Genomic DNA, 26,224 nt, shown 5'->3' with positions numbered 1-26,224 from the left:
AGAAGGCGCCCTGCCGCGGCTGTCATCTAAGCGTCACTGGAACTTCATGGAGATGACACCGAGCCTACATAGCCTGAGTTTGGACAAACAAGTCGACCGGCCGGAACGTGGCTGGCACTCGGAGATTCGCCATGACTCAGATCGCCCGCATCAGCGACACCGGCAATGAACGCCGTCTGCAAGCCGAACGCCTGATTGGCGCGCAGGCATTGCAGGAAGCCCAGGCCCTGCGGTTCAACGTGTTCAGCGGCGAGTTCAACGCCAAGCTGAAAGGCGCGGAACTGGGTCTGGACATGGATGACTATGATGTTCACTGCAGCCACATTGGCGTGCGGGACTTGAACAGCGGTCGATTGGTGGCCACTACCCGTTTACTCGATCACCAGGCCGCCAGCACCCTGGGCCGGTTCTACAGCGAAGAAGAATTCAGCCTGCATGGCTTGCTGCACTTGCAAGGCCCGATCCTGGAGATCGGCCGCACCTGCGTCGACCCGGCCTATCGCAATGGCGGCACCATTGCCGTGTTGTGGGGCGAGTTGGCCGAGGTGTTAAATCAGGGCGGCTACAGCTACCTGATGGGCTGCGCGAGCATCCCGATGCACGACGGCGGCATCCAGGCCCACGCGATCATGCAGCGCCTGCGCGAACGCTACCTGTGCAACGAACACCTGCGCGCCGAGCCGAAAAGACCACTGCCGGCGCTGGACCTGCCGTCCAACGTGATCGCGGAAATGCCGCCGCTGCTCAAGGCCTATATGCGCCTGGGTGCGAAGATCTGCGGCGAGCCGTGCTGGGATGAAGATTTCCAGGTGGCCGACGTGTTCATCCTGCTCAAGCGCGATGAGTTGTGCCCGCGTTACGCGCGCCACTTCAAGGCGGCCATGTAATGGGCCGCCTGCGCGTGTACGGGCGCATCACCCGGGTGCTGCTGGTGGTGGCGCTGGGCTTGAGCATGGCCAGTGTGTTTGGTGTGTTCGAGCGTTTGGGTGTGGCCAATTCGATGGTGCGGCGCCAGCGCTGGTCGCGGTTTTTTATGGCGCGGCTGACCAACGCCCTGCCCTTTCGCGTGACAGTGCACGGTGAACTGCCGACGCAGCCAATGCTGTGGGTGAGCAATCACGTGTCCTGGACCGATATTCCGTTGCTGGGCGCTGTGGCGCCGATGTCGTTTCTGTCCAAGGCCGAAGTGCGCACCTGGCCGGTGGCCGGCTGGTTGGCGGCCAAGGCCGGTAGCCTGTTTATCCGTCGGGGTTCAGGCGACAGCCAGTTGATCCGCAAGCAGATGACCCGTCATCTGGAGCAACAGCACCCGCTGCTGATGTTCCCGGAAGGCACCACCACCGACGGGCGCAGCCTGCGTACCTTTCACGGGCGCTTGCTGGCCAGTGCGATTGACGCGGACGTGTCGCTGCAACCGGTGGCAATTCGTTACCTGCGCGACGGGCAAGTGGACCCGCTGGCACCGTTTATTGGCGATGACGATTTGCTCTCGCACCTGATGCGCCTGTTTGGCAATGACCAGGGCGATGTGGAAATCCATGTGCTCACACCGATTGCCTGCGCCGGGCAGGAACGCGCAGCGCTAGCGTTCCAGGCGCAGCAGGCGGTGCAAAAGGCGTTGTTCGGGCCGTTGCCGGAAACTGAGCAGGTGGCGGTGCGACCGGCGTTTGCTGCCTGAAACTGTGTGAGCACAATCAAAAATGTGGGAGCTGGCTTGCCTGCGATGACGATCTGCCAGTGAGTATATTGGTGGCTGACACACCGCTATCGCAGGCAAGCCAGCTCCCACATGTTTAGATCTCTGTAGCCAGATGGGCTTGTGCGAATTTCTGCAATTCGGGGTAGAACACCCGGAAGTCTTCGCTCAACGGCTCATACAAAACCCGCAACTCCTGCATCGCATGGCCCAATTCCTGGGGCTGTGTCAGGCGCCGCGAGATCCCACGCAACACCTGCTCCATCACCGCGAACTCACGGTACGAGCCCAGCCAATCATCCGCTGCCATATACGGCGCAATCTGCGCCAGCCGCCCCGGCAACTGGGGTTCGGCGGCCAGTACGCGATACACCTGCGACGTGAAGTGCTCCAGCGGCTGGTCGGCATACAGCGCCCAATCCCGCGCCAGGCAATGGTCGAAAAACACATCGAGGACGATACCGGCATAGCGCTTGCGGGTCAGGCTGAAGCGTGACAACGCCGCGCCTACCAACGGGTGGCTGTCGGTGAAACGGTCGATCGAGCGATGCAACTGAATCGCCGACTCGATTTGCGGGCTGAACTGCCCCTGCAGGCGGCCTTTGACGAAATCACCATAGAGGCTGCCCAGCAGTTGCGCAGGAAGTTGGCCGCCCAGGTGCAGATGTGCGAGATAATTCATGGCGCGCAGTTTAGCACTGCCGCCAACGTATCGTTATAACCCGATATACCGATTTGACCTGGGCTAAGACCAAAATCATATTGGTATATCGGGATATACCGATTTAAAGTTCGCCTCATCGCGATATAACGCTTTACGAAACCGAGCAACCGCCATGTCCATCGACCTCGACGAAATAATAAAAGCACTGGCACACCCAGTACGACGAGACATTCTCACCTGGCTCAAAGACCCGAAAGTGCAGTTCCCAGAGCAATTGCACAACCACGAATACGGCATCTGTGCCGGGCAGATCGACCAGCGCTGCGGCTTGTCCCAGTCGACCGTGTCGGCCCACCTGGCCACCCTGCAACGGGCCGGGTTGATCAGCAGCCAGAAGGCCGGGCAGTGGCACTTTTTCAAGCGTAATGAGGAAGTGATCCAAGCGTTCCTCGCGGCGCTCACGACTGAACTCAGCGCTGAAATCATCGAACCGCTGTAACCAAGGAAACGATAATGCCCCTCTCGCTACTCATACTGGCCCTGAGCGCCTTCGCCATCGGCACCACAGAGTTCGTCATCATGGGCTTGCTGCCCGATGTGGCGGCGGACCTGGGCGTGTCGATTCCCGGCGCCGGCTGGCTGGTCACTGGCTACGCATTGGGCGTGGCCATCGGCGCGCCCTTCATGGCCCTGGCCACCGCCAGGCTGCCACGCAAGGCCGCCCTGGTAGCGTTGATGGGCATCTTTATTGTCGGCAACCTGCTCTGTGCCCTGGCCAGTGACTACAACGTGCTGATGGTTGCCCGTGTGGTCACCGCGTTGTGCCACGGCGCCTTCTTTGGTATCGGTTCGGTGGTCGCCGCCAACCTGGTGCCGGCCAACAAGCGTGCTTCCGCTGTAGCCTTGATGTTCACCGGCCTGACCCTGGCCAACGTACTCGGCGTGCCGCTGGGTACCGCGCTGGGCCAGGAAGCCGGCTGGCGCTCGACCTTCTGGGCAGTGACCGTCATTGGGGTGGTGGCGCTGATCGGCCTGATTCGCTTCCTGCCGGCCAAGCGCGACGAAGAAAAACTCGACATGCGCGCCGAACTGGCCGCCCTCAAGGGCGCCGGCATCTGGTTGTCGCTGACCATGACCGCGCTGTTCGCCGCCTCCATGTTCACCCTCTTCACCTATGTCGCGCCGCTGCTCGGCGACGTCACCGGCGTGTCGCCCAAAGGCGTGACCTGGACCCTGCTGCTGATCGGCCTGGGCCTGACCGTGGGCAACATCATCGGCGGCAAGCTGGCGGACAAGCGCCTGGCGGCCACCCTGATCGGCGTGTTCATCAGCATGGCGGTGGTCTCCACGGTGTTGACCTGGACCAGCGTCGCGGTGATCCCGACTGAAATCACCCTGTTCCTGTGGGCCACCGCCTCGTTCGCCGCCGTACCGGCGCTGCAAATCAACGTGGTGACCTTCGGCAAGGCGGCACCGAACCTGGTGTCCACCCTGAACATCGGCGCCTTCAACATCGGCAACGCCCTGGGCGCCTGGGTTGGCGGCAGTGTGATTGCCCACGGTTTCGGCCTGACCAGCGTGCCTCTGGCCGCTGCGGCCCTGGCGATTCTTGCCCTGCTGGTGACCCTGATTACTTTCCGTCAGAGCGGCGATGCCGACCTGGCCCCTGCGACCAACTGATCAATCCACTTAAAGAGAAGGGTGTTATCCCATGACGACTATTTTCGATCCGATCAAACTGGGCGACCTGGAACTGTCGAACCGCATCATCATGGCGCCGCTGACCCGCTGCCGCGCTGATGCCGGTCGCGTGCCCAACGCGCTGATGGCCGAGTATTACGTGCAACGCGCTTCCGCCGGGCTGATCATCAGCGAAGCCACTTCCGTGACGCCGCTGGGCGTGGGCTACCCGGACACTCCGGGTATCTGGTCCAACGACCAGGTGCGCGGCTGGGCCAATGTGACCAAGGCCGTACACGGCGCAGGCGGCAAGATCGTCTTGCAACTGTGGCACGTTGGCCGGATCTCCCACGCGTCCTACCTGAACGGCGAAACCCCGGTGGCACCAAGCGCCATCCAGCCCAAAGGCCACGTGAGCCTGGTGCGTCCGCTGGCCGACTACCCAACGCCGCGTGCCCTGGAAACTGCTGAAATCGCCGACATCGTCGATGCTTACCGCGTCGGTGCCGAAAACGCCAAGGCCGCAGGCTTTGACGGCGTGGAAATCCACGGCGCCAACGGTTACCTGCTCGACCAGTTCCTGCAGAGCAGCACCAACAAACGTACCGACAACTACGGTGGTTCCCTGGAAAACCGTGCGCGCCTGCTGCTGGAAGTGACTGACGCCGCCATCGAAGTCTGGGGCGCCGGCCGTGTAGGTGTGCACCTGGCACCGCGCGCCGACTCCCATGACATGGGCGACGACAACCTGGCCGAAACCTTCACCTACGTCGCCAGCGAACTGGGCAAGCGTGGCATCGCGTTCATTTGCTCGCGTGAAAAAGAAGCCGGCGACAGCCTCGGCCCACAACTGAAAAAAGCCTTCGGCGGCCCGTACATCGCCAACGAACGCTTCACCAAAGACAGCGCCAATGCCTGGCTGGCTTCCGGTAAGGCTGATGCGGTGGCGTTTGGCGTACCGTTCATTGCCAACCCGGACCTGCCGGCGCGCCTGAAGGCCGATGCGCCATTGAATGAAGCGCACCCGGAAACCTTCTACGCCAAGGGCCCGGTCGGTTACATCGACTACCCGACACTGGCGCTCTGATCGTCTGAAACGCAAAAAGCCCCGGTTCGCAGGAACCGGGGCTTTTTACTGCGCCCTGGAATACACCAGAGATCTGAGGTGGAAGCGGGCTGGTGTGTAAGCGGGCTTGCTCGCGAATGCGGTGGATCAGTTAGCACACCTGTAGCTGACAGACCGTATTCGTGAGCAAACCCGCTTACACATTTGGAATGCGCACCAGCGCTGGGAAACATTCCTTCACAGCCTTGCAACAATATCGCTACAAAATACTTAGGCGGCTACCTATCAACCGCCCGCCAGCCCGTATATAAAGTCACCCCACCAATCGCTCGAAGGGACGATCGACTGTGTCTCGTCTGCACTGTTGACACAACTGGACGTAATTACGCATTTTGTCTTAATTGCGCAGGCTGGGACTCAGGCGCAGCATGTCCAGCCCTGCATCAACCCAGCGTTCAGCCTGCTGATGCAGTTGAAAGCTATCGGGCACCAGCAGCCACTGGCCAATGATCCCGTTGATATAGGCATGCATGCACACCGCCCCACGGGTGGTGTCGAGATTTTCCGGAAGTTGCCCGCGATGGATCGCGTTACGCAAGGTCAGGCCGATACGTAGGTTGCATTCCAGGCTATGGGTCTGGCGCTGGCGACGCATGTCACACATTTCATCGGTGAACTCGCACTTATGAAACAAAATCTCGTTGATGCGCCGGGTTTTCGGGTCCAGAGCCACCTGATGAAACAAATGAATCAACAACTTGCGCATACAGCCAAGCGGGTCGACTTCATCCTCGCTCTCACTGGCCCGGGCCAACTCGTCCAACGGTTCGTGCAGCGTGTCGAGCAGTGCCTGCAGCAAATCGGACTTGTTACTGAAATGCCAATAGATAGCCCCGCGCGTCACCCCGGCCAACGCGGCGATGTCCGCCAGCGTAGTCCGCGCAACGCCGCGCTCATAAAAGGCTTGTTCGGCGGCTTGGAGAATTTGGCTGCGCGTTTCCTGAGCTTCCTCTTTGGTGCGACGAACCATGGCAGTAAAACCTCAATCAAAACACGTGGGACTATCGGTAACGCTGCTTTAATAGGCGGTAACGATCATCTGAATAATTGTGGGACGACACCGTCATGGGCGCCGAACGTACTAAAATCGAGGCTTTGGCGGTTGCTTTGTCAACAATCCGCGAAGCCTGTCAAGAGTTTACAAACAACCATGAACGTAAGTATATTGCGTAGCAAGCTACTTATCTACTCACAGCTTGTTTTTTACCCTTCCACACTTCTTGTGCGCATTCTGCGCGCCTGACCCGAGGATCTTCATGCAACTTAAGCCAGCTGTTACCGCTCTGGTCACTGCCGTCGCCCTGGCATCGCTGCTCAGCGGATGTAAAAAGGAAGAAGCGGCTCCGCCCGCTCAAACCCCTCAGGTCGGCGTGGTCACCATTCAACCGCAAGCCTTTACCCTGACCACCGAGCTGCCGGGCCGCACGACGGCTTACCGCATCGCGGAGGTTCGTCCTCAGGTCAATGGCATCATTCTCAAGCGCCTGTTCAAGGAAGGCGGCGACGTGAAGGAAGGGCAACAGCTCTACCAGATCGACCCGTCGGTGTATGAAGCCACCCTGAAAAGCGCACAAGCGAGCCTGACCCAAACCAAGTCGATCACCGACCGCTACAAGCAGTTGGTCGATGAGCAAGCCGTCAGCCGTCAGGAATACGACACGGCCGTTGCCAACCGCATGACGTCGGAAGCCAACGTGCAAACCGCCCAGATCAACGTGCGCTACACCAAAGTGTTCGCGCCGATCTCCGGGCGTATTGGCCGTTCTTCGGTGACCGAAGGCGCACTGGTGAGCAATGGCCAGGCCGATGCCATGGCCGTGATCCAGCAACTGGACCCGATCTACGTCGACGTCACGCAGTCCTCGGCAGAAATGCTCAAACTGCGCCGCGACCTGGCAAGCGGTCAGCTGGAAAAAGCCGGCGAAAACGCTGCCAAGGTCAAGCTGACCCTGGAAGACGGCACCGCCTACGGCCAGGACGGCAAGCTGGAGTTCTCCGAAGTGTCGGTCGACCAGACCACCGGTTCCGTGACCCTGCGCGCCGTGTTCCCGAACCCTGAACACACCCTGCTGCCGGGCATGTTCGTCCACGCCCAGCTGCAAGCCGGCGTGAACAGCAAGGCTATCCTGGCACCGCAGCAAGGCGTGACCCGCGACCTGAAGGGCACTCCAACGGCGCTGATCGTCAACGCCGACAACAAGGTCGAGCAGCGTGAGCTGGTGGCCAACCGTACGTACGGTGCCTACTGGCTGGTGGAAAAAGGCTTGAACGCCGGTGACCGTGTGATCACAGAAGGCTTGCAGTACGTCAAGCCGGGCGTCGAGGTCAAGGTCAAGCCGGCCGACAACGCTAAGCCTGCTGACGCCGGCAGTGCTGCTGCTCCTGCTGCCGCTGCTGGCAAAGGGGAGTAATCCATGTCGAAATTTTTTATCGACCGCCCCATTTTCGCCTGGGTTATTGCCCTGGTGATCATGCTGGTCGGGGCACTTTCGATCATGAAGTTGCCCATTAACCAATACCCGGCCATCGCGCCGACCGCCATCGACATCCAGGTGACCTACCCAGGTGCGTCCGCACAAACCGTGCAGGACACCGTGGTGCAGGTCATCGAGCAACAGCTCAACGGTATCGACAACCTGCGTTATGTTTCCTCGGACAGTAACTCCGACGGCAGCATGACCATCACCGTGACGTTCAACCAGGGTACCAACCCGGATATCGCCCAGGTTCAGGTGCAGAACAAGCTGAACCTGGCGACCCCACTGCTGCCGCAAGAAGTGCAGCAGCAAGGTATCCGCGTGACCAAGTCGGTGAAGAACTTCCTGATGGTAATCGGTCTGGTGTCGGAAGACGGCAGCATGACCAAGGACGACCTGTCCAACTACATCGTGTCGAACATCCAGGACCCGATTTCGCGGACCGCGGGTGTAGGTGACTTCCAGGTGTTCGGTTCGCAGTACGCCATGCGTATCTGGCTGGACCCGGGCAAGCTGAACAACTACCAGCTCACGCCGGTGGATGTGAGTACCGCGATTTCTGCACAGAACGTGCAGGTGGCTACCGGCCAACTGGGCGGCCTGCCTGCCCTGCCCGGCACCCAGCTGAACGCCACTATCATTGGCAAGACCCGCCTGCAGACTGCCGAGCAGTTCGGCAATATCCTGATGAAGGTCAATACCGACGGCTCACAGGTACGCCTGAAGGATGTTGCCCGTATTGAGCTCGGCGGCCAGAACTACAGCATCGCTGCGCAGTTCAACGGCAAGCCGGCTTCCGGTATGGCGATCAAGCTGGCTTCGGGCGCCAACGCCCTCGACACCGGCAAGGCCATCCGCGCCACCGTCGCGTCGCTCGAACCGTTCTTCCCGCCTGGGATGAAGGCGGTGGTGCCGTATGACACCACCCCAGTCGTGACCGAATCGATCTCCGGCGTAGTCGATACCCTGGTCGAAGCGATCGTGCTGGTGTTCCTGGTGATGTTCCTGTTCCTGCAGAACTTCCGCGCGACCATCATCACCACCATGACCGTACCCGTGGTGTTGCTGGGTACCTTCGGGATCCTGGCGGCGTTCGGTTTCACCATCAACACCCTGACCATGTTCGGCATGATCCTGGCCATCGGCTTGCTGGTGGATGACGCCATCGTCGTGGTGGAAAACGTCGAGCGGGTGATGGCCGAGGAGCACCTGTCGCCCAAGGAGGCGACGGTCAAGTCCATGGGCCAGATCCAGGGCGCCCTGGTGGGTATTGCCCTGGTACTGTCGGCGGTTCTGTTGCCGATGGCGTTCTTCGGTGGTTCCACCGGTGTGATTTACAAACAGTTCTCCATCACCATCGTTTCGGCCATGGCGTTGTCGGTACTGGTTGCGCTGATCTTCACCCCGGCCTTGTGCGCCACCATGCTCAAGCCGATCGACCCGGAAAAACACGGCCAACCCAAGCGTGGTTTCTTCGGCTGGTTCAACCGCACCTTCGACCGTGGCGTACTGAGCTACGAGCGCGGCGTGGGTAACATGATCAAGCACAAGATCCCGGCGTTCCTGGTGTACGCACTGATCATCGCCGGCATGATCTGGCTGTTCATGCGCATCCCTGCGGCGTTCCTGCCCGATGAAGACCAAGGCGTGATCTTTGCCCAGGTGCAGACGCCGGTAGGTTCTACGGCTGAACGTACGCAAAAAGTCATCGACGATATGCGTACATTCCTGCTCAACGACAAGGAAGGCGAGCCGGGCGAAGGCAAAGGCGTGAAATCGGTGTTTACCGTAAACGGCTTCAACTTCGCCGGTCGTGGCCAAAGTTCGGGCCTGGCCTTTGTGATGCTCAAGCCGTGGGGCGAGCGTGACGCTTCCAACTCGGTGTTCGAGATCGCCAAGCGCGCCCAGGGCTACTTCATGCAGACCTTCAAGGACGCCATGGTATTTGCCATCGTTCCGCCGTCTGTACTGGAACTGGGTAACGCCACCGGCTTCGACGTGTTCCTGCAAGACCAGGGCGGTGTCGGCCACGATAAATTGATGGCGGCGCGTAACCAGTTCCTGGGTATGGCAGCACAAAGCAAGATTCTGGCAGGTGTGCGCCCCAACGGCGTGAACGATGAGCCGCAGTACGAGCTCACCGTCGACGACGAGAAGGCCAGTGCCCAAGGCATCACCCTGTCGAACATCAACCAGACCCTGGCGATCGCCCTGGGTGGCAGCTACGTCAACGACTTCATCGACCGCGGTCGGGTGAAGAAGGTGTACGTGCAAGGTGAAGCCGCCAGCCGCATGTCGCCTGAAGACCTGAACAAATGGTACGTGCGTAGCGACTCCGGGAAGATGGTGCCGTTGTCCGCCATCGCTTCGGGCAAGTGGATCTTCGGTTCGCCGAAACTCTCGCGCTACAACGGTGTTGCGGCGATGGAAGTCCTCGGTACGCCGGCGCCGGGCTACAGTACCGGTGACGCCATGGCCGAAGTCGAACGTATTGCCAAGCAACTGCCGGCAGGTGTCGGCTATGCGTGGACCGGCCTGTCGTATGAAGAACGCCTGTCCGGCTCCCAGGCACCTGCGCTGTACGCCTTGTCGCTGCTGGTGGTGTTCCTCTGCCTCGCGGCACTGTACGAAAGCTGGTCGATCCCGATCGCAGTGATCCTGGTAGTGCCGCTGGGGGTTGTGGGTGCGTTGATGGCGACCAGCATGCGCGGGTTGTCGAACGACGTGTTCTTCCAGGTGGGCCTGTTGGTGACGGTGGGCTTGGCGGCGAAAAACGCCATCCTGATCGTGGAGTTTGCCAAAGAGCTCCACGAACAGGGCAAAGGCATCGTCGAGGCGGCCATCGAGGCGTCCCGCATGCGTCTGCGGCCGATCATCATGACCTCCATGGCGTTCGTCCTCGGCGTATTGCCACTGGCGATCTCCACCGGCGCCGGCTCAGGCAGCCAGCATGCCATCGGTACCGGCGTAATTGGCGGTATGATCACCGCCACCGTCCTGGCGATCTTCTGGGTCCCACTGTTCTTCGCGACCGTATCGGCCGCGGGCGAACGTAAAAAGACGGTTACTACTGAAACTCCTAAAGAGGCTGGCCAATGAGCAAGTCGCTACTTTCCCTAGCCGTCACGGCATTCGTGCTCAGTGGCTGCTCGCTGATACCTGACTATCAGCGCCCCGAAGCGCCGGTGGCTGCTCAGTTCCCGCAGGGGCCGGCGTATTCGTCGGCCCAGGCGCCGGGCCAGGCCGCTGCCGAGCAGGGCTGGAAGCAGTTTTTCCATGACCCTGCCCTGCAACAGCTGATCCAGACCGCGCTGGTGAACAACCGTGACCTGCGTGTCGCGGCCCTGAACATCGACGCCTATGCGGCGCAATACCAGATCCAGCGTGCCGACCTGTTCCCGGCCGTATCGGCAACCGGCAGCGGCAGCCGTTCGCGCACCCCGGCCAAACTGTCGCAGACCGGCGAATCCACCATTGCCAGCCAATACTCGGCCGGCCTGGGGATCAGCTCGTATGAGCTGGACCTGTTCGGCCGCGTGCGCAGCCTGAGTGAAGAAGCGCTGCAAAAGTACTTCGCCACAGAAGAAGCACGTCGCAGCACTCAGATCAGCCTGGTGGCCAGCGTGGCCAACGCCTACCTGACCTGGCAGGCCGACAAGGAACTGCTCAAGCTGACCCAGGACACCCTGGGCGCATTCGAGCAGAGCTACAAGCTCACCACGCGCAGCAACGAAGTCGGCGTGGCCTCGGCCCTCGACCTCAGCCAGGCGCGCACCTCGGTGGAAAATGCCCGCGTGCAATTGGCGCGTTACACCCGCCAGGTGGCTCAGGACGAAAACAGCCTGACCCTGCTGCTGGGCACCGGCCTGCCGGCGAATATCGCCAGCAAGCCGCTGTCGGATGACCTGCTCAGCGAAGTGCCGGCCGGGTTGCCCTCCGACCTGCTGCAACGTCGTCCCGACATTGTGCAGGCCGAGTACAACCTCAAGGCTGCCAACGCCAATATCGGCGCGGCACGCGCTGCGTTCTTCCCAAGCATCAGCCTGACCGCGAGCGCCGGCACTGCAAGCCCGACCCTGGGCGGCCTGTTCAAAGGCGGCTCGGGTACCTGGTCGTTCGCGCCGCAGATCAACATCCCGATCTTCAACGCCGGTAGCCTGCGCGCAAGCCTGGACTACTCGAAGATCCAGAAAGAGATCAACGTGGCCAACTACGAGAAGGCGATTCAGACCGGCTTCCAGGAAGTCTCCGACGGCCTCGCCGCGCGTGAGACCTACAAGCAGCAGCTGGATGCCCAGCGTGGTTTTGTCGCCGCCAACCAGGATTACTACCGCCTGGCCGAGCGTCGCTACCGCATTGGTGTCGACAGCAACCTGACCTTCCTCGACGCCCAACGCCAGCTGTTCAGTGCCCAGCAATCGCTGATCACCGACCGCCTGGCGCAGCTGAACAGCGAGGTCAACCTGTATAAGGCCCTCGGCGGTGGCTGGAATGAGCAGACCGCGAAGAACGAGCCGTTGAAAGAAGAAGCACCGGCACTCAAGTTGTTCTGATAGTGCTGTTGTGAAAAAAACCGCTTCCCTCACAGGAAGCGGTTTTTTTATATCCCGACATTTTGGTCATCATCCGAATGCCCCTATGTACTGACCTGAAGCATCGAGCACTTGATCTCCATCTCTTTGCCCTGTTTGTCATCCCAACCGATCGAGAAGCTGACATTGATCGATGTCTTGCCGGCTTTGTCGGTGTAAATGTTATTGACGTCTAAATTGCCCCAATAAATGCTGGGGAGATGCTCAACGTAGCCTTCCAAACCAAAGCTGGCCCGTACAGGCAAGGATTTCGGACCGATGGGATACGTCATTCCCGGTTTCAACAGGAGCTGATCGGCCTCAAGGGTCAATTCATTTCTCGAGCCAGGGCTGTTTTCAATCCCCAAGCGAATGCGCAGCTGATAGCCCTCGATATAGGACTCCAACTCAAGGTTGTCGAAGTTAATCGGAATTGGCTTCTTATTCCCAATGATCAAGCTCGCCTCGAACTCATCCGAAGACGTTAAACACTTACCCATATATGCTCCAAAATTCATGACCTCTTCTCCCTTAAACCCCTGGAAAGCAACTGCTACCGCCTCGAAAATAGGCGCTTGAACGCAAGGCTTCTACTGTCAAACCTGACAGTAGACAGCCGCCCCGGTACGCCAGAAGCTGACGAGTTGACGCAGCACAATTACGTTCGATCATCGCCCACAACCCGCCCTCCCCCACTTTCATCGCCCCCACACCGCCAAGCACCATGGCCGGCACCTGCATAACCCCAATAACAACAGGTCCAACGCCATGAGCACTTTCCACCCGCGCCAGCTATTGCTGGCGACCGCTGTCGCCAGTCTTGCCCTTCCCGTGGTCGCCGAGGAACACGGCTTTCTCGAAGACGCCAGCGCCAACCTCAACGTGCGCAACTTCTTCTTCAACCGCAATTACACCAACCCGACCAAAACCCAGGGCGGCGCGCAGGAATGGACGCAAAGTTTCATCCTCGACGCCAAGTCCGGCTTTACTCAGGGCACAGTGGGTTTCGGGCTGGACGTGCTGGGTTTGTACTCACAAAAGCTTGATGGCGGGCGCGGCACCGGCGGCACCCAGTTGTTGCCGCTGGACCACGACGGTCGCCCGGCGGATAACTTCGGGCGACTCGGCGTTGCCTTCAAAACGCGGATTTCCAAGACCGAACTGAAGGTCGGCGAGTGGATGCCGGTGCTGCCTATCCTGCGCGCCGACGACGGCCGTTCCCTGCCGCAAACCCTGCGCGGCGGGCAGATCACCTCCAGGGAAATTGCCGGCCTGACCCTCTATGGCGGCCAGTTCCGTGCCAACAGCCCGCGTGACGACAGCAGCATGTCGGACATGTCGATGTCCGGCAAAGCTGCTTTCACCTCCGACCGTTTCAACTTCCAGGGCGGCGAATACGCATTCAACGACAAGCGCACCCAAATCGGCGTGTGGAACGCCCAGCTCAAGGACATCTACCGCCAGCAATACATCAACCTGACCCACAGCCAGCCCATCGGCGACTGGACCCTGGGCGCCAATCTGGGTTTTTTCTATGGCACGGATGACGGCAGCGCCCGCGCAGGTGACCTGGACAACAAAACCTGGTCCGGCCTGTTTTCGGCCCGCTATGGGGGCAACACGTTCTACGTCGGCCTGCAAAAACTCACCGGCAACAGTGCGTGGATGCGCGTCAACGGCACCAGCGGTGGCACCCTGGCCAACGACAGTTACAACTCCAGCTACGACAACGCCCAGGAGAAATCCTGGCAAGTGCGCCACGACTACAACTTCGCCGCCCTCGGCGTACCGGGCCTGACGCTGATGAACCGCTATATCAGCGGCAGTAACGTGCACACCGGCACCATCACCGACGGCAAGGAATGGGGCCGCGAGAGCGAATTGGGCTACACCGTGCAAAGCGGCGCACTCAGGGACCTCAACGTACGCTGGCGCAATTCCACGATGCGCAGGGACTACAGCAACAACGAGTTCGACGAAAACCGGTTGATCGTCAGCTACCCGATAAGTCTGCTGTAAACCGGCGTCGGACTTACTGTATGGTTCGCGCCTGCCGCTGCTGATCCGCCCAGCAGCGGCCTCCATTCGAGCCCGTGCACACCATGAAATCTTTCGCCATCGCAATCGCCCTGGCGCTGAGCCTCAGCGGCTGTATTGGTGCGCCCATCGCCTTGACGCCGCAGACCGCCGAGCGTCTGCAGGCCCAGGCGCCGATCCGTTTTCTGCTGACCTTCGATGACGGCCCCAGCGCCTCCGGCTATAACAACCCAAGCCGCTCGGTGATGGCTGACCTTGCGAAAAACCCGGTGCTGCCAGGCATCAAGGCGGTGTTCTTCCTGCAGACCGAAGCGTCCCGTTCCGGCGGTAGCCCGCGCGGGCGCAAGACCATGGAACGTGAATACGCCGCCGGGCATGTCCTGGCCTTCCACACAGCCACAGCGTTTCATACCAACCACCGCTGGCTGAATGACGCCGAACTTGAACGCACGCTCACCCAGGGCGCGGCCGACATTGCGTCGATCACCGGTGCCTCACCGGCGCTGGTACGCCCGCCCTTCTGGAACTACGACAGGCGCACCTTCACCGCCTACCAGCGCCACGGCATGCACGTATTGTTGACGGACCTGAGTGCCAATGACGGCAAGATCTGGGGCTTCAACGGCAGCCCGCGTCGCCGTGCGAATTTGTATCGGCAACTGTCGGTGGTACGCGAACGCATCGCCTTGGGCGAACTGCCGACGGTGGACGGCGTGATACCGGTCGTGGTGACCTTCCACGATATCAACCGCTACACCGCGCGGCATATGCAGGAGTACTTACAGATCCTGATGGACAGTGCCCGGATCAACGGCATGAAAACCGCCGCCGAGCCGTTCTACACCGACCCTGCCGTACTGGAACGTGCAGCACTGGCGCGGACGGTGAAGGCTGTAGATGAAGAAGTGCATCTGCCAGGCGTGTGGAATTGGATATGGGACGCCGATTCACACTGACACACTGAAAGGCGTGTGGGAGCGGGCTTGCCCGCTCCCACATTTGAGCGCATTTCACATTCAGTTCTGCTGGCGTGACTCGACGCCCAACTCATCCCACACCGACTCGGCCAGGTGAAACGTCGCATTCGCCGCCGGGATCCCGCAGTAGATCGCGCTCTGCATCAGCACCTCCTTGATCTCGGCGCGGGTCACGCCATTACTGGCGGCAGCACGTAGATGCAATTTCAACTCTTCACTGCGGTTCATCCCAATCAACATGGCGATGGTGATCAGGCTGCGGGTATGCCGAGGCAGGCCGGGGCGCGTCCAGATATCACCCCAGGCATGGCGGGTGATCATTTCCTGGAACTCGCTGTTGAACTCGGTCAGGGCATTGAGGCTGCGGTCGACATGGGCATCGCCCAGCACGTCGCGGCGCACTTGCAGGCCATCGGCATAACGTTGTTTCTCGTCCACAAAAAGCTCCTTAGCGGGCCAGCAGGAATTCCAGCACGCGGTTGCTGAAATCAGCGCCGGCCTGAACATTGGACAGGTGCGCCGCGTAGAACTCGGCGTACTCGGCGCCCTTCACCTGCTGCTGGATAAAGTGACCACCGGCTGGCGGGGTGACAGCATCTTCGGTGCCGGCAATGACCAGGGTCGGCACCTGAATTTTCGGCAGTTGCTCACGCAAATCCGCGTCGCGCACCGCCGCGCAATTGGCGGCGTAACCCTCAGGTGAAGTGGCAGCGAGCATGTCGGTAATCTGCCTGGCCTGGTGCGGGTTGGCGGCGGCGAAATCGGCGGTGAACCAGCGTGCAATTGAAGCATCGCGAAGTGCGACCATCGCTGCCGCGCCATCGCGCAACACCATGTCGATACGTGGGTTCCAGATGTCCGGGGTGCCGATCTTCGCGGCGGTGTTACACACCACCAGGCGCTGCAGGCGGTGACCGGCATTGATGCCCAACCACTGACCGATCAGGCCGCCCATGGACAGCCCGCAAAAATGCGCACGCTGGATATCCAGCGCATCCAGCAGCGCGATCACGTCGCGGCCAAGTTGCTCAATGCTGTAGGGGCCTTTGGTTACCAGGGATTTGCCGTGGCCGCGGGTGTCTAGCCGCAGCACACGAAAATGCTCGGTGAAGGCCGGGATCTGGATGTCCCACATATGCAAGTCGGTGCCCAACGAGTTGGACAGCACCAACACCGGCGCGTCGACCGGACCTTCCAATTGGTAATGCAGTTCGCCCTCGGCGAGTTGTACAAAGGCCACAGCGGTCTCCTTACGCGGTCAATGCAAAATGGTCGGTCACCGCACGGGTGACCCAAGTGTGGGCCTGGCCCAGGTAGTGGGCCGGGTCGAGTAGACGGTCCAGTTCGGCCGCCGACAGCTCCGCGGTGACCTGCGGCTCATCCGCCAGCACCGCGCGCAAATGCCGCCGTTCGGCGACGGCGCGTTTGCAGCATTGTTCCAGCAGGTGGTGCGCGGTCTCGCGCCCCAGGCGCTGGGCAAGCACAATGCTGACGGCTTCGGCCAGCACCAGGCCCTGGGTCAAATCAAGGTTCTGCGCCATACGCTCGGGGTCGATTTCCAACCCTTCGCTGACCAGCAACGCCTGTTTCAAGGCGCCGGACACCAACCGGCAAATCTGCGGCAGGGTTTCCCATTCGGCATGCCAGAGGCCCAAGCTGCGCTCGTGTTCCTGGGGCATGGCACTGAACATCGTCGCCACCAGACCCGGTACACGTGTGGCGGCGCTGATCAGCACAGCCGCGCCGACCGGGTTGCGTTTGTGCGGCATGGTCGACGAGCCACCTTTACCCGGCGCCGACGGCTCGAACACTTCCGCCGCCTCGGTCTGCATCAACAAGCTGATATCACGCCCCACTTTGCCCAGGCTGCCGGCGATCAAGCCAAGCACGCTGGCGAATTCCACCAGTCGGTCACGTTGGGTGTGCCAGGGTTGCTCGGGCACGCTCAGTTGCAACTCGGCCGCCAAGGCTTCGGCGACGGGCATGGCGTTTTCGCCGAGCGCCGCCAGGGTTCCTGACGCACCGCCGAACTGCAGCACCAGCAAGCGTGGTTTCAGTTCGGCAAGGCGCTGACGACTGCGCGTCACTGCGCCCAGCCAACCGGCAATTTTCATCCCCAGCGTCACCGGTGTGGCGTGCTGCAACCAGGTACGGCCGGCCAACGGCACCTGCGCATAACGCTGGGCCTGAACAGCAAGCACCTCGCCCAATTGCGCCAGGTCCGTTTCGATCAACCCCACCGCGCGCCGCAATTGCAGGACCAGGCCAGTGTCCATCACGTCCTGGCTGGTCGCGCCCAAATGCACATAACGCTCAGCCCCTGCGTCTTCACTGGCAATCAATTTGCCCAGCGCCTTCACCAGCGGAATCGCCGAATTGCCCGCCGTGGCAATCGCCACGCCGAGGGCATCCACGTCATACAAAGACGCCAGGCACGCCTGGGCAATCGGTGCAACGGCGGCCTGCGGAATCAACCCGACCTGGGCCTGCGCCCGGGCCAGCGCCGCTTCGAAATCCAGCATGCCCTGCAAACGCCCCTGATCGCAGAACACCTCGGCCATGCTGTCAGCGGTGAAGTAAGCGTCGAACAGTTGATTGCTCGTGCGCAGTGTCATAACTCATCCCTTACAGATCGTGATGCAGGTACGCCGCCTCTTTCGGCAGGCGCAAGCTGAACAGGAAGGCCACCGCCATCATCGCGGTGACGTACCAATAGAAAGTGTTTTCCATGCCGATGGACTTCAGGCTCAGCGCGACGACTTCCGCCGAACCGCCGAACACCGCATTCGCCACCGCATAGGCCAGGCCCACGCCCAACGCACGCACCTGGGGCGGGAACATCTCCGCTTTGACCAGGCCGCTGATGGAGGTGTAGAAGCTGACAATCGCCAGGGCCAGGGTAATCAGCACAAAGGCCAGGAACGGGCTGGTGACAGTTTTCAAGGTCAGCAGGATCGGTACGGTGAACAGGGTGCCAAGGCCAGCAAACCAGAGCATCGAATTACGTCGGCCGATCTTGTCCGCCAACATACCGAACAGCGGTTGCATGCACATATACAGGAACAGCGCGCCGGTCATGATGTAGCTCGACGTCTTGGCGTGCATGCCCACGGTGTTCACCAAATACTTCTGCATGTAAGTGGTGAATGTGTAGAAAATCAGCGAGCCGCCGGCGGTATAGCCCAGCACCGTCACGAACGCTTTACCGTGGTCGCGAAACAGCGCGACGATACTGCCGGCGTCCTTGTCCTGACGCATTTCCTTGCTGGTGGTTTCTTTGAGCGTGCGACGCAGCAACAGGGAGATCACCGCGGCAATGGCGCCGATCACAAACGGAATCCGCCAGCCCCAGGCGCGCAATTCATCTTCAGTGAGGATTTGTTGCAGGATCACCACCACCAGCACCGCCAGTAATTGGCCGCCGATCAGCGTCACGTATTGGAACGAAGCGAAGAAACCGCGCTGGCCCTTGAGTGCAACTTCACTCATGTAGGTTGCGGTGGTGCCGTATTCGCCACCCACTGACAACCCCTGGAACAGCCGTGCTACCAGCAGCAAGGCCGGGGCCCAGGCGCCAATGTCTTTGTAAGTGGGCAAAAAGGCGATGACCAGGGAGCCGGCGCACATCATCAGCACCGAAATCATCATCGAGTTTTTGCGCCCGTGCTTGTCGGCCACCCGGCCAAACAGCCAGCCGCCGATAGGCCGCATCAGGAACCCGGCGGCGAACACGCCGGCGGTGTTGAGCAGTTGGACCGTTGGGTCGTCCGACGGAAAAAACGCCGGGGCGAAGTAAATGGCGCAGAACGCGTAGACGTAGAAGTCGAACCATTCGACGAGGTTGCCGGAGGAAGCACCGACAATCGCAAAAATCCGTTTGCTGCGTTCTTCTCCGGTGTAGTGACTCGTTTTTGTTGTCATGTTTTTTCACTCAGTGGGAACGGTTATAGCCTAGACATACTTTGCAACAACCATGTTCCGCAAGCAGACTTTTGGATATCGGTTGCTGCAAAGGGCCTCATCGCGGGCAAGCCCGGCTCCCACATACCTGTGGGAGCTGGCCTACCTGCGATGGGCCCTTAAGCCGACTCAGTAGTCGAAGAACACCGTTTCCTTATCCGTGCCCTGCAAAATCACATTCCACTGATGCACACCGTTTGCATCCGCCTTGGCTATCAAGGTACTGCGCCGCTCTGCGGGCACACACGCCAGCAAAGGGTCATCGCCATTGAGCGCTTCACCCTCAAAATAAATCCGCGTCAGCAAGTGCTTCACCAACCCACGCGCAAACACCAGCACCACCAGGTGCGGCGCCTGGGTGGTGCCCGCGAGCCCCGGCACGCTGCCCGGCTTGATGGTGGTAAACCGAAAACGCCCTTCGGCATCCACCGGCACCCGGCCAAAGCCTTCGAAGTGCGGGTCGACAGCCTTTTCCTGCTCATCCTCCGGGTGGTCGTACTTGCCGGCGGCATTGGCCTGCCAGACTTCGAGCATGGCGTCGTTGACGACATCACCGTTGCCGTCCACCACTTGCCCGCTGATCGCCACGCGCTCGCCCAGTGTCGCGGGCACGGTCAAGTCTTCGCGGTTCAGCCAGGTCAGGCCAATGTGGTAATACGGCCCGACGGTGTGGGACGTGGTCGCATTGAGTGTCATCTCATTTCTCCATCGGCGTGGCGTCGCGGCCGCGCAGGACGATGTCCCAGCGGTAGCCGAGGGCATAGGAAGGAATGGTTTTTTCCAGGTCGAAGCGGGCGATCAAGCGCTGCTTGGCCGAGGTGTCCGGCACACAGTTATAGATCGGGTCATATTCAAGCAAAGGGTCGCCGGGGAAGTACATCTGCGTCACCAGACGCGTCAGCACACTCGGGCCGAACAGCGAAAAGTGGATATGCGCCGGGCGCCACGCGTTGTGGTGGTTGCCCCACGGGTAGGCGCCGGGCTTGATGGTCTGGAACTGATACCAACCTTCGGCATCGGTGACGGTGCGCCCGGTGCCGGTGAAGTTCGGGTCCAGCGGCGCGTCGTGCAGGTCACGCTGGTGGTTGTAGCGACCGGCGGCATTGGCCTGCCAGATCTCCACCAGAATGCCCGGTACCGGCAGGCCGTTTTCATCCAGCACGCGGCCATGGATGATGATGCGTTCGCCCTGGGGCTCGCCGTCGTGCTGGGCGGTGAGGTCGTTATCCTTCTCGTTAATCCGCTCGGCGCCGATGGTTGGGCCGGTGATTTCCGACAAGGAATGGGGCAGGAACACCAACGGTTTGGACGGCGAACGCAGGTTCGTCGACTGGTAGGCCGGGTGCAGGTAATCCGGTTGAGTGCCCGCTTGCGGGCGCCGATATCCAGGCTTGTCACTCATGGAGCATTCCTCTCTTGTTAGATGCGTTCAATCGCCAGGGCCAGGCCTTGGCCGACGCCCACACACATGGTCGCCAGGCCTTTGCGGCCGCCGGTTTTTTCCAGCTGGTGCAGCGCCGTCAAGACCAAACGCGCGCCGCTCATGCCCAAGGGATGGCCAAGGGCGATGGCGCCGCCGTTCGGGTTCACCTGCGGCGCGTCATCTGCAATACCCAACTCACGCAGTACCGCCAGGCCCTGGCTGGCAAAGGCTTCGTTGAGTTCGATCACGTCAAAGTCGGTGACCGCCAGCCCGAGGCGCTCCACCAGTTTGCGTACCGCCGGCACCGGGCCGATGCCCATCACGCGCGGCGCGACACCGGCACTGGCCATGCCCAATACCCGAGCGCGGGCGGTGAGGCCGTGTTTCTTCACCGCTTCGGCCGAGGCCAAAATCAGCGCCGCCGCGCCATCGTTCACGCCGGAAGCATTGCCGGCAGTGACGGTTTTGTCCGGACCATTCACCGGTTTGAGTTTGGCCAGGGCCTCAAGCGTGGTGTCCGCGCGCGGGTGTTCATCCTGCTCAACAACGGTTTCGCCTTTTTTATGGGCGACGCGCACCGGCACGATTTCTTCAGCGAAGAACCCGGCGGCTTGCGCGACGGCGGTACGTTGCTGGCTGCGCAGGGCAAAGGCGTCCTGGTCGGCGCGTGACACCTTATAGTCGTCCGCCACGTTATCACCGGTCTGCGGCATGGCATCCACGCCGTATTGGGCCTTCATCAGCGGGTTGATAAAACGCCAGCCGATGGTGGTGTCTTCCAGTTTCATGGCGCGTGAAAAGGCCGCGTCGGCTTTACCCATCACGAACGGTGCGCGCGACATCGACTCGACGCCACCGGCAATCGCCAGCTCCATTTCACCGCTGGCAATGGCGCGAAACGCTGTGCCTATGGCGTCCATGCCCGAAGCGCACAGGCGGTTGAGGGTCACACCCGGAATGCTCTCCGGCAGGCCTGCCAGCAACAGCGCCATGCGCGCGATGTTGCGGTTGTCTTCCCCGGCCTGGTTGGCGCAGCCGAGAAACACCTCATCAACGGCAGTCCAATCCACCGAGGGGTTGCGCTCGACGAGTGCCTTGATCGGCAACGCGGCCAAGTCATCGGCGCGTACCGTGGACAAACCACCGCCAAACCGGCCGATGGGCGTGCGGATGGCGTCACAGATAAATACGTCGCGCATCAGGCTTCTCCAGGCGCTTGGCCATGGGCGGCGGCGGTGCGTGCTTCGAGGTCACGCAAGGCGGTGAGTTCTACGTCGGTCGGTTCGGCGGTGGTGCTCACCTGGTCGGCAAACCGAATCGCCCAACCGGTGGCCGCGATCACTTGCTCACGGGTCACGCCCGGGTGCAACGCGGTCACCACAAACTCGTGGCTGCCCTCCTCCGGTTCCATGATGCACAGGTCGGTAATAATCCCGACAGGACCGGCACCCGGCAGGCCCAGGCGTTTGCGCGAATCGCCCCCTTCGCCGTGGCCGACCGACGTGATGAAGTCCAGCTTGTCGACAAACGAACGGGCCGACTGCTTGAGGATGATCAGCACGCTCTTGGCCGAGCCGGCAATCTCCGGCGCGCCACCGGCACCTGGCAGGCGCACTTTGGGATGGTGATAATCGCCGACCACGGTGGTGTTGATATTGCCGAAGCGGTCGACCTGGGCGGCGCCGAGGAAGCCGACGTCAATGCGCCCGCCTTGCAGCCAATAGCGAAAAATCTCACCGGTCGGTACCACGGTGTCAGCGGTTTCCGCCAGTTCGCCATCGCCAATAGACAGGGGCAATACAGACGGTTTGGCACCGATCGGGCCGGATTCATAGATCAACACCACATCCGGCGACGAGGTCAGGCGCGCCAGGTTGGCGGCCTTGGAGGGCAAGCCAATGCCGACGAAGCACACCGAGCCGTTTTTGAGGCGGCGCGCGGCGGCGACGGTCATCATTTCATTGGTCGAGTAAGCCATTACTTGGCCTCCTGCGCGGCGGCCAGCTTGGCCTGGAATTCACTGAAGTCGGCGGTGCCGTGGATGTATTCGTCGATCCAGGCGGTAAAGGTCCCACGGTCGCGGGCGATCGGGTCCCACGCCTGATAGAAACGGTTGTCACGCTCGTTGTAACCGTGGGCGTAGGACGGGTGCGCACCGCCGGGCACGTGGCACACCGCAGTCAGGGCCCAGGTCGGCAGCACACAGCTGTTCATCGGTGCGTTCAAGTCATCGACGATTTCTTCCACCGTGACGATGCAACGCTTGGCCGCCAACGCCGCTTCCTTTTGCACGCCGAGAATGCCCCAGAGCAACACGTTGCCCTTGCGGTCGGCCTTTTGGGCGTGGATCACGGTGATGTCCGGACGTACCGACGGCACCGCCGCCAGCACTTCGCCGGTGAACGGGCAGGTCACGGTTTTGATCAACGGGTTGACCTTGGGCAGATCAGAACCGGCGTAGGCGCGCAGCACCGCGAACGGCAGGCCCGAGGCACCGGCGACGTAGGCATTGGCCAGGTCGGCATGGCTGTGTTCTTCGATCTCCAACGGTTGCGGCCATTGCTTCTCGACGGCGTCGCGCAGGCGATGCAGGGAACCCACACCCGGGTTACCGCCCCAGGAGAAAATCAACTTGCGAGCGCAGCCGGCGCCGATCAACTGGTCGTAGATCAGGTCAGGCGTCATACGCACCAGCGTCAGGTCTTTCTTGCCCTGACGAATGATTTCATGACCCGCTGCGGTAGGGATCAGGTGAGTAAAGCCTTCGAGTGCGACGGTATCGCCGTCGTTCACGAATTGCTTCACGGCGTCACGCAGCGCGAGAATTTCAGCCATGGGGTTGGGCTCCCGGTGTGGATCGAAAAAGGCGCTGAGGTGGCGCCGAAGTGCCTGAAGGTTAAGCCGGGGCAATGGGCCGAACAATCCGATAATCGACTCAGTGTTCGATTATCGAACGGATTGTTGTCTAGCTAATCTTTTCTGAAAAACAGCCCTTCGCCCGTCGGTGCGGTCTATGTGGGAGCTGGCTTGCCCGCGATTGCATCGATTCGGCTCACCTGTTGGACCGTGTCGTTTGCATCGCCGGCAAGCCAGCTCCCACAAGAATGGCGACCATCCTTATGTGGCATCCGCGTGGCTGACCATGCCTTTGATCACCACTGCCGCAGTCGCCAACGCGGCCGGGATCACCAGTGCCGTCAGCACTTGCTCGAAGTTCCAGCCCAGGCCCAGCAACGTGGCGCCCATCCACGCGCCGAGGATCGCGCCGAAGCGACCGATGCCGAGCATCCACGATACGCCCGTGGCGCGGCCCTGGGTCGGGTAGAAGCGTGCGGCCAGGGATGGCATTGCCGATTGCGCACCGTTGACACACATCCCGGCAATCAGCACCAAGGTCGCCAGCAGTGTGATATTGCCCAGGCTCTGCCCTACCGCGTAGGCAAACACCCCGGCAAGCAGATAGAAAATACCGATGACTTTGTGCGGATTGAACCGGTCCATTGCCCAGCCCACACCCACCGCACTCAGTACCCCTCCGAACTGGAACAATGCACCGATAAACGCGGCCTGTTCCATGCTGGCGCCACTGTCGCGCATCAAGGTTGGCAGCCAACTGGTCAACAGGTAAACAATCACCAGGCCCATGAAGTAGGTAAGCCACAGCAACAAGGTGCCGGCGCTGTAGGTGCCGGAGAAGATCACCGCGAACACGTTGCGGGCCTTGACGGTTTTTTGCTCGGGCACGCTGAAACTACTGGCCTGGGCGACAAGGCTGGGCTCAATGGGTGACAAGGCCTTGCGCACTCGGTCGGTGCCGCGATTGCGCACCACCAGGTAGCGCGCCGATTCCGGCAGCCACACCAGCAGCACCACCGCCAGGATCAATGGCAGGATGCCGCCGATCAGCAGCAAACTATGCCAGCCGAACGCCGGGATCAGCTTGGCCGAGATAAACCCGCCACCGGCCATGCCCAGGTTGAATCCACAGAACATGCTGGTCACCAGCAGCGATTTATGGCGCTCGGGAGTGTATTCGGAGAGCAACGTAGTGGCGTTCGGCATACCCGCGCCCAGGCCCAGGCCGGTCAGGAAGCGCAACACCAGCAACTGATCGACATTAGCGCTGTAGGCCGAAGCCAAACTGAACGCGCCAAATACCAGGACCGCGCTTACCAACACGACTTTGCGGCCGAAACGGTCAGCCAGCGGGCCGGAACCCAGTGCGCCGAACACCATGCCGATCAACGCAGCACTCATCACCGGGCCGAGGCTGGCGCGGTCGATGCCCCAGTCCTGGGACAGCGCGGGCGCAATAAACCCCATGGCGGCGGTGTCGAGGCCATCAAGGAACACAATCAGGAAACACAGGATCACCACGCGCCATTGATAGCGCGACAGCGGCTGGGCATTGATAAAGGACTGCACGTCCAGGTTAATACCGACAGAAGGCTGATTCATTATTGTTATTTCCACACCGATGGCGGGCTGACGACCTGGGGCCGTCATTATTATTGGGGCGACGCTGATAGCGCTGCCGCACATTAATAAGCCTTGGGAAACACCGTCAATTGATCAAGCCTGGATCTGTGCGGTCACCGAACACCTTAGGCAAACAGTTGCGCACTTAACTCGCGGCTGGCACTGAGCATACTCGGCAGGAAACGCTGCTCCAGCTCACTGCGGCTGACCCGCCCGGCGTGAGTGCTGACATTGAGCGCGGCCAACACCTGGCCAGAGGCGTCATACACCGGCACGGCGATGGAGCGCAGGCCCTGCTCCAGTTCCTGGTCAACGATGCACCAGCCTTGCTGACGCACTTGTTGCAGGCACTCGAACAACGCTTCGGGGGTGGTCAGGGTACGGCTGGTCTTGGTGTGCAACTCGGCGTGGTCGAGGTAGTCCTGCAGCGAGGCGTCATCCAGCGCCGCGAGCAGGATTCGGCCCATGGAGGTGCAATAGGCCGGCAAGCGCCCGCCCACCGACAGGTCCACGGAAATCAGGCGCTGAGTGGTGGCGGAACGCGCGATATAAAGGATGTCGTCGCCTTCCAGTGTCGCCATGTTGCAGGCTTCATGCAGTTGCTCGCTCATGCGGTCCAGATACGGCTGGGCCGACACGGCCAGTGGCGTGGACGACAAATAGGCATGGCCCAGGGTCAAGACTTTGGGCAACAGCGAATAGGTGCGCCCATCGGTGGTGGCATAACCGAGCTTGATCAAGGTGTGCAGGCAACGACGCACTGCGGCACGGGGGATTTCGGTACGGTGGCTGATCTGGGCAATGGTCAGGTGGCGCTTGCGCTCCTGAAACGCCTGGACCACGGCCAGGCCACGGGCCAGGGAGGTCATGAAGTCCGGATCACCGGTAAACGCCTGGATGCGCTTGGCCGGTGAAGCCACGATCGGCGGCGCCGCTGACGCGAAGGAGTTGCGCAATTGATCGTTCATTTCAGGGTCCTTCTCTTATTTTCAACCGCTGGGAGGGTTGGCCGCTATTACAAGCCGCGCCAGCCGGGATGTACAAGGCGCCACCGGCAACATTGGGCGATTATCGGACGATCATGCGATTATCGCAATTTGATGGGCTCGCGCGGGTAAGCCCATACACCCCAAG

Annotated in this window: 24 protein-coding genes; 10 read left to right on the top strand and 14 right to left on the bottom strand. The window is 61.1% G+C overall.

Features of this window, described 5'->3' with window-relative positions; translation table 11 throughout:
* The first annotated feature begins 131 nt into the window (after positions 1 to 131).
* Together olsB and A7J50_RS07620 are read left to right on the top strand one after the other, a co-directional pair.
* A complete protein-coding gene (gene olsB / locus A7J50_RS07625) occupies positions 132 to 887 on the top strand; it encodes an L-ornithine N(alpha)-acyltransferase (RefSeq protein WP_064451247.1) in 756 nt (251 codons plus the stop codon).
* Complete coding sequence (locus tag A7J50_RS07620; protein WP_064451246.1) at positions 887 to 1,678, top strand: lysophospholipid acyltransferase family protein; 792 nt, start codon at positions 887 to 889, stop codon at positions 1,676 to 1,678. Before olsB ends, A7J50_RS07620 begins: the two co-directional genes overlap by 1 nt.
* 115 nt (positions 1,679 to 1,793) lie before the next feature.
* On the opposite strand, the gene A7J50_RS07615 is transcribed toward A7J50_RS07620, so the two are convergent.
* Positions 1,794 to 2,378, bottom strand: a complete 585-nt coding sequence (locus tag A7J50_RS07615) for an ACP phosphodiesterase (RefSeq protein WP_064451245.1) — start codon at positions 2,376 to 2,378, stop codon at positions 1,794 to 1,796.
* Between the two features lie 154 nt (positions 2,379 to 2,532).
* On the opposite strand from A7J50_RS07615, the gene A7J50_RS07610 reads away from it, so the two are divergent.
* Genes A7J50_RS07610 through A7J50_RS07600 form a run of 3 tightly spaced genes read left to right on the top strand, consistent with a single transcriptional unit; the run spans position 2,533 to position 5,127 of the window.
* On the top strand, positions 2,533 to 2,859 hold the full coding sequence (locus A7J50_RS07610) for an ArsR/SmtB family transcription factor (protein ID WP_053254831.1): 327 nt from the start codon (positions 2,533 to 2,535) through the stop codon (positions 2,857 to 2,859).
* A gap of 14 nt (positions 2,860 to 2,873) precedes the next feature.
* Complete coding sequence (locus A7J50_RS07605; protein WP_064451244.1) at positions 2,874 to 4,040, top strand: MFS transporter; 1,167 nt, start codon at positions 2,874 to 2,876, stop codon at positions 4,038 to 4,040.
* Positions 4,041 to 4,071: 31 nt separating this feature from the next.
* Positions 4,072 to 5,127, top strand: a complete 1,056-nt coding sequence (locus tag A7J50_RS07600) for an alkene reductase (RefSeq protein ID WP_064451243.1) — start codon at positions 4,072 to 4,074, stop codon at positions 5,125 to 5,127.
* Between the two features lie 376 nt (positions 5,128 to 5,503).
* Here the strand turns inward: A7J50_RS07600 and A7J50_RS07595 are convergent, their stop codons facing one another.
* The gene (locus A7J50_RS07595) at positions 5,504 to 6,136 is read right to left on the bottom strand and encodes a TetR family transcriptional regulator (protein WP_064451242.1); all 633 of its coding nucleotides are present in this window, start codon (positions 6,134 to 6,136) and stop codon (positions 5,504 to 5,506) included.
* A 286-nt stretch (positions 6,137 to 6,422) separates the two neighbouring features.
* On the opposite strand from A7J50_RS07595, the gene A7J50_RS07590 reads away from it, so the two are divergent.
* Genes A7J50_RS07590 through adeC form a run of 3 tightly spaced genes read left to right on the top strand, consistent with a single transcriptional unit; the run spans position 6,423 to position 12,196 of the window.
* Entirely contained in the window at positions 6,423 to 7,577 is a 1,155-nt protein-coding gene (locus tag A7J50_RS07590; protein ID WP_064451241.1) for an efflux RND transporter periplasmic adaptor subunit, read from the top strand.
* 3 nt (positions 7,578 to 7,580) lie between these two features.
* Positions 7,581 to 10,742, top strand: coding sequence for an efflux RND transporter permease subunit (locus A7J50_RS07585; protein ID WP_064451240.1), 3,162 nt, complete (start codon positions 7,581 to 7,583; stop codon positions 10,740 to 10,742).
* Entirely contained in the window at positions 10,739 to 12,196 is a 1,458-nt protein-coding gene (gene adeC / locus A7J50_RS07580) for an AdeC/AdeK/OprM family multidrug efflux complex outer membrane factor (RefSeq protein ID WP_064451239.1), read from the top strand. Before A7J50_RS07585 ends, adeC begins: the two co-directional genes overlap by 4 nt.
* Positions 12,197 to 12,279: 83 nt before the next feature.
* On the opposite strand, the gene A7J50_RS07575 is transcribed toward adeC, so the two are convergent.
* On the bottom strand, positions 12,280 to 12,732 hold the full coding sequence (locus A7J50_RS07575; protein WP_156526261.1) for a hypothetical protein: 453 nt from the start codon (positions 12,730 to 12,732) through the stop codon (positions 12,280 to 12,282).
* 250 nt (positions 12,733 to 12,982) lie between these two features.
* Between A7J50_RS07575 and A7J50_RS07570 the strand changes: the two genes are divergently transcribed.
* Together A7J50_RS07570 and A7J50_RS07565 are read left to right on the top strand one after the other, a co-directional pair.
* Positions 12,983 to 14,233: an OprD family porin gene (locus tag A7J50_RS07570; RefSeq protein ID WP_064451237.1), complete on the top strand. Its 1,251-nt coding sequence runs from the start codon at positions 12,983 to 12,985 to the stop codon at positions 14,231 to 14,233.
* A gap of 83 nt (positions 14,234 to 14,316) precedes the next feature.
* The gene (locus A7J50_RS07565; RefSeq protein WP_064451236.1) at positions 14,317 to 15,207 is read left to right on the top strand and encodes a polysaccharide deacetylase family protein; all 891 of its coding nucleotides are present in this window, start codon (positions 14,317 to 14,319) and stop codon (positions 15,205 to 15,207) included.
* Between the two features lie 60 nt (positions 15,208 to 15,267).
* Here the strand turns inward: A7J50_RS07565 and pcaC are convergent, their stop codons facing one another.
* From pcaC to pcaR, 11 genes are all read right to left on the bottom strand, one after another.
* The gene (pcaC, locus tag A7J50_RS07560; protein ID WP_064451235.1) at positions 15,268 to 15,666 is read right to left on the bottom strand and encodes a 4-carboxymuconolactone decarboxylase; all 399 of its coding nucleotides are present in this window, start codon (positions 15,664 to 15,666) and stop codon (positions 15,268 to 15,270) included.
* A gap of 10 nt (positions 15,667 to 15,676) precedes the next feature.
* Positions 15,677 to 16,468, bottom strand: coding sequence for a 3-oxoadipate enol-lactonase (pcaD, locus tag A7J50_RS07555; protein ID WP_064451234.1), 792 nt, complete (start codon positions 16,466 to 16,468; stop codon positions 15,677 to 15,679).
* A gap of 10 nt (positions 16,469 to 16,478) precedes the next feature.
* A complete protein-coding gene (locus A7J50_RS07550; RefSeq protein ID WP_064451233.1) occupies positions 16,479 to 17,843 on the bottom strand; it encodes a 3-carboxy-cis,cis-muconate cycloisomerase in 1,365 nt (454 codons plus the stop codon).
* A gap of 10 nt (positions 17,844 to 17,853) precedes the next feature.
* Entirely contained in the window at positions 17,854 to 19,149 is a 1,296-nt protein-coding gene (locus tag A7J50_RS07545; RefSeq protein WP_064451232.1) for an MFS family transporter, read from the bottom strand.
* Between the two features lie 168 nt (positions 19,150 to 19,317).
* Complete coding sequence (pcaG, locus tag A7J50_RS07540; RefSeq protein ID WP_064451231.1) at positions 19,318 to 19,884, bottom strand: protocatechuate 3,4-dioxygenase subunit alpha; 567 nt, start codon at positions 19,882 to 19,884, stop codon at positions 19,318 to 19,320.
* Between the two features lies 1 nt (position 19,885).
* Positions 19,886 to 20,590, bottom strand: coding sequence for a protocatechuate 3,4-dioxygenase subunit beta (gene pcaH, locus A7J50_RS07535; RefSeq protein ID WP_064451230.1), 705 nt, complete (start codon positions 20,588 to 20,590; stop codon positions 19,886 to 19,888).
* Positions 20,591 to 20,607: 17 nt separating this feature from the next.
* A complete protein-coding gene (pcaF, locus tag A7J50_RS07530; protein WP_208604464.1) occupies positions 20,608 to 21,813 on the bottom strand; it encodes a 3-oxoadipyl-CoA thiolase in 1,206 nt (401 codons plus the stop codon).
* Entirely contained in the window at positions 21,810 to 22,589 is a 780-nt protein-coding gene (locus tag A7J50_RS07525; RefSeq protein ID WP_064451228.1) for a CoA-transferase subunit beta, read from the bottom strand. Before A7J50_RS07525 ends, pcaF begins: the two co-directional genes overlap by 4 nt.
* Complete coding sequence (locus A7J50_RS07520; protein WP_064451227.1) at positions 22,589 to 23,446, bottom strand: CoA transferase subunit A; 858 nt, start codon at positions 23,444 to 23,446, stop codon at positions 22,589 to 22,591. The genes A7J50_RS07525 and A7J50_RS07520 overlap by 1 nt, the downstream gene beginning before the upstream one ends.
* A gap of 282 nt (positions 23,447 to 23,728) precedes the next feature.
* A complete protein-coding gene (locus A7J50_RS07515; protein WP_064451226.1) occupies positions 23,729 to 25,069 on the bottom strand; it encodes an MFS transporter in 1,341 nt (446 codons plus the stop codon).
* A gap of 146 nt (positions 25,070 to 25,215) precedes the next feature.
* A complete protein-coding gene (pcaR, locus tag A7J50_RS07510; protein ID WP_064451225.1) occupies positions 25,216 to 26,058 on the bottom strand; it encodes a pca regulon transcriptional regulator PcaR in 843 nt (280 codons plus the stop codon).
* Positions 26,059 to 26,224: the final 166 nt, after the last annotated feature.

The organism is Pseudomonas antarctica (assembly GCF_001647715.1).
Taxonomy (GTDB): Bacteria; Pseudomonadota; Gammaproteobacteria; order Pseudomonadales; family Pseudomonadaceae; genus Aquipseudomonas; species Aquipseudomonas antarctica_A.
The sequence above is the reverse complement of the archived record's forward strand: the minus strand, read 5'-3'. Positions and strand labels throughout refer to the sequence as shown.

Coding starts and splice junctions, on each gene's coding strand:
- olsB (WP_064451247.1), top strand. CDS start 132: ATGACTCAGATCGCCCGCATCAGCGACACCGGCAATGAACGCCGTCTG.
- A7J50_RS07620 (WP_064451246.1), top strand. CDS start 887: ATGGGCCGCCTGCGCGTGTACGGGCGCATCACCCGGGTGCTGCTGGTG.
- A7J50_RS07615 (WP_064451245.1), bottom strand. CDS start 2,378: ATGAATTATCTCGCACATCTGCACCTGGGCGGCCAACTTCCTGCGCAA.
- A7J50_RS07610 (WP_053254831.1), top strand. CDS start 2,533: ATGTCCATCGACCTCGACGAAATAATAAAAGCACTGGCACACCCAGTA.
- A7J50_RS07605 (WP_064451244.1), top strand. CDS start 2,874: ATGCCCCTCTCGCTACTCATACTGGCCCTGAGCGCCTTCGCCATCGGC.
- A7J50_RS07600 (WP_064451243.1), top strand. CDS start 4,072: ATGACGACTATTTTCGATCCGATCAAACTGGGCGACCTGGAACTGTCG.
- A7J50_RS07595 (WP_064451242.1), bottom strand. CDS start 6,136: ATGGTTCGTCGCACCAAAGAGGAAGCTCAGGAAACGCGCAGCCAAATT.
- A7J50_RS07590 (WP_064451241.1), top strand. CDS start 6,423: ATGCAACTTAAGCCAGCTGTTACCGCTCTGGTCACTGCCGTCGCCCTG.
- A7J50_RS07585 (WP_064451240.1), top strand. CDS start 7,581: ATGTCGAAATTTTTTATCGACCGCCCCATTTTCGCCTGGGTTATTGCC.
- adeC (WP_064451239.1), top strand. CDS start 10,739: ATGAGCAAGTCGCTACTTTCCCTAGCCGTCACGGCATTCGTGCTCAGT.
- A7J50_RS07575 (WP_156526261.1), bottom strand. CDS start 12,732: ATGAATTTTGGAGCATATATGGGTAAGTGTTTAACGTCTTCGGATGAG.
- A7J50_RS07570 (WP_064451237.1), top strand. CDS start 12,983: ATGAGCACTTTCCACCCGCGCCAGCTATTGCTGGCGACCGCTGTCGCC.
- A7J50_RS07565 (WP_064451236.1), top strand. CDS start 14,317: ATGAAATCTTTCGCCATCGCAATCGCCCTGGCGCTGAGCCTCAGCGGC.
- A7J50_RS07550 (WP_064451233.1), bottom strand. CDS start 17,843: ATGACACTGCGCACGAGCAATCAACTGTTCGACGCTTACTTCACCGCT.
- A7J50_RS07545 (WP_064451232.1), bottom strand. CDS start 19,149: ATGACAACAAAAACGAGTCACTACACCGGAGAAGAACGCAGCAAACGG.
- pcaG (WP_064451231.1), bottom strand. CDS start 19,884: ATGACACTCAATGCGACCACGTCCCACACCGTCGGGCCGTATTACCAC.
- pcaH (WP_064451230.1), bottom strand. CDS start 20,590: ATGAGTGACAAGCCTGGATATCGGCGCCCGCAAGCGGGCACTCAACCG.
- A7J50_RS07525 (WP_064451228.1), bottom strand. CDS start 22,589: ATGGCTTACTCGACCAATGAAATGATGACCGTCGCCGCCGCGCGCCGC.
- A7J50_RS07520 (WP_064451227.1), bottom strand. CDS start 23,446: ATGGCTGAAATTCTCGCGCTGCGTGACGCCGTGAAGCAATTCGTGAAC.
- A7J50_RS07515 (WP_064451226.1), bottom strand. CDS start 25,069: ATGAATCAGCCTTCTGTCGGTATTAACCTGGACGTGCAGTCCTTTATC.
- pcaR (WP_064451225.1), bottom strand. CDS start 26,058: ATGAACGATCAATTGCGCAACTCCTTCGCGTCAGCGGCGCCGCCGATC.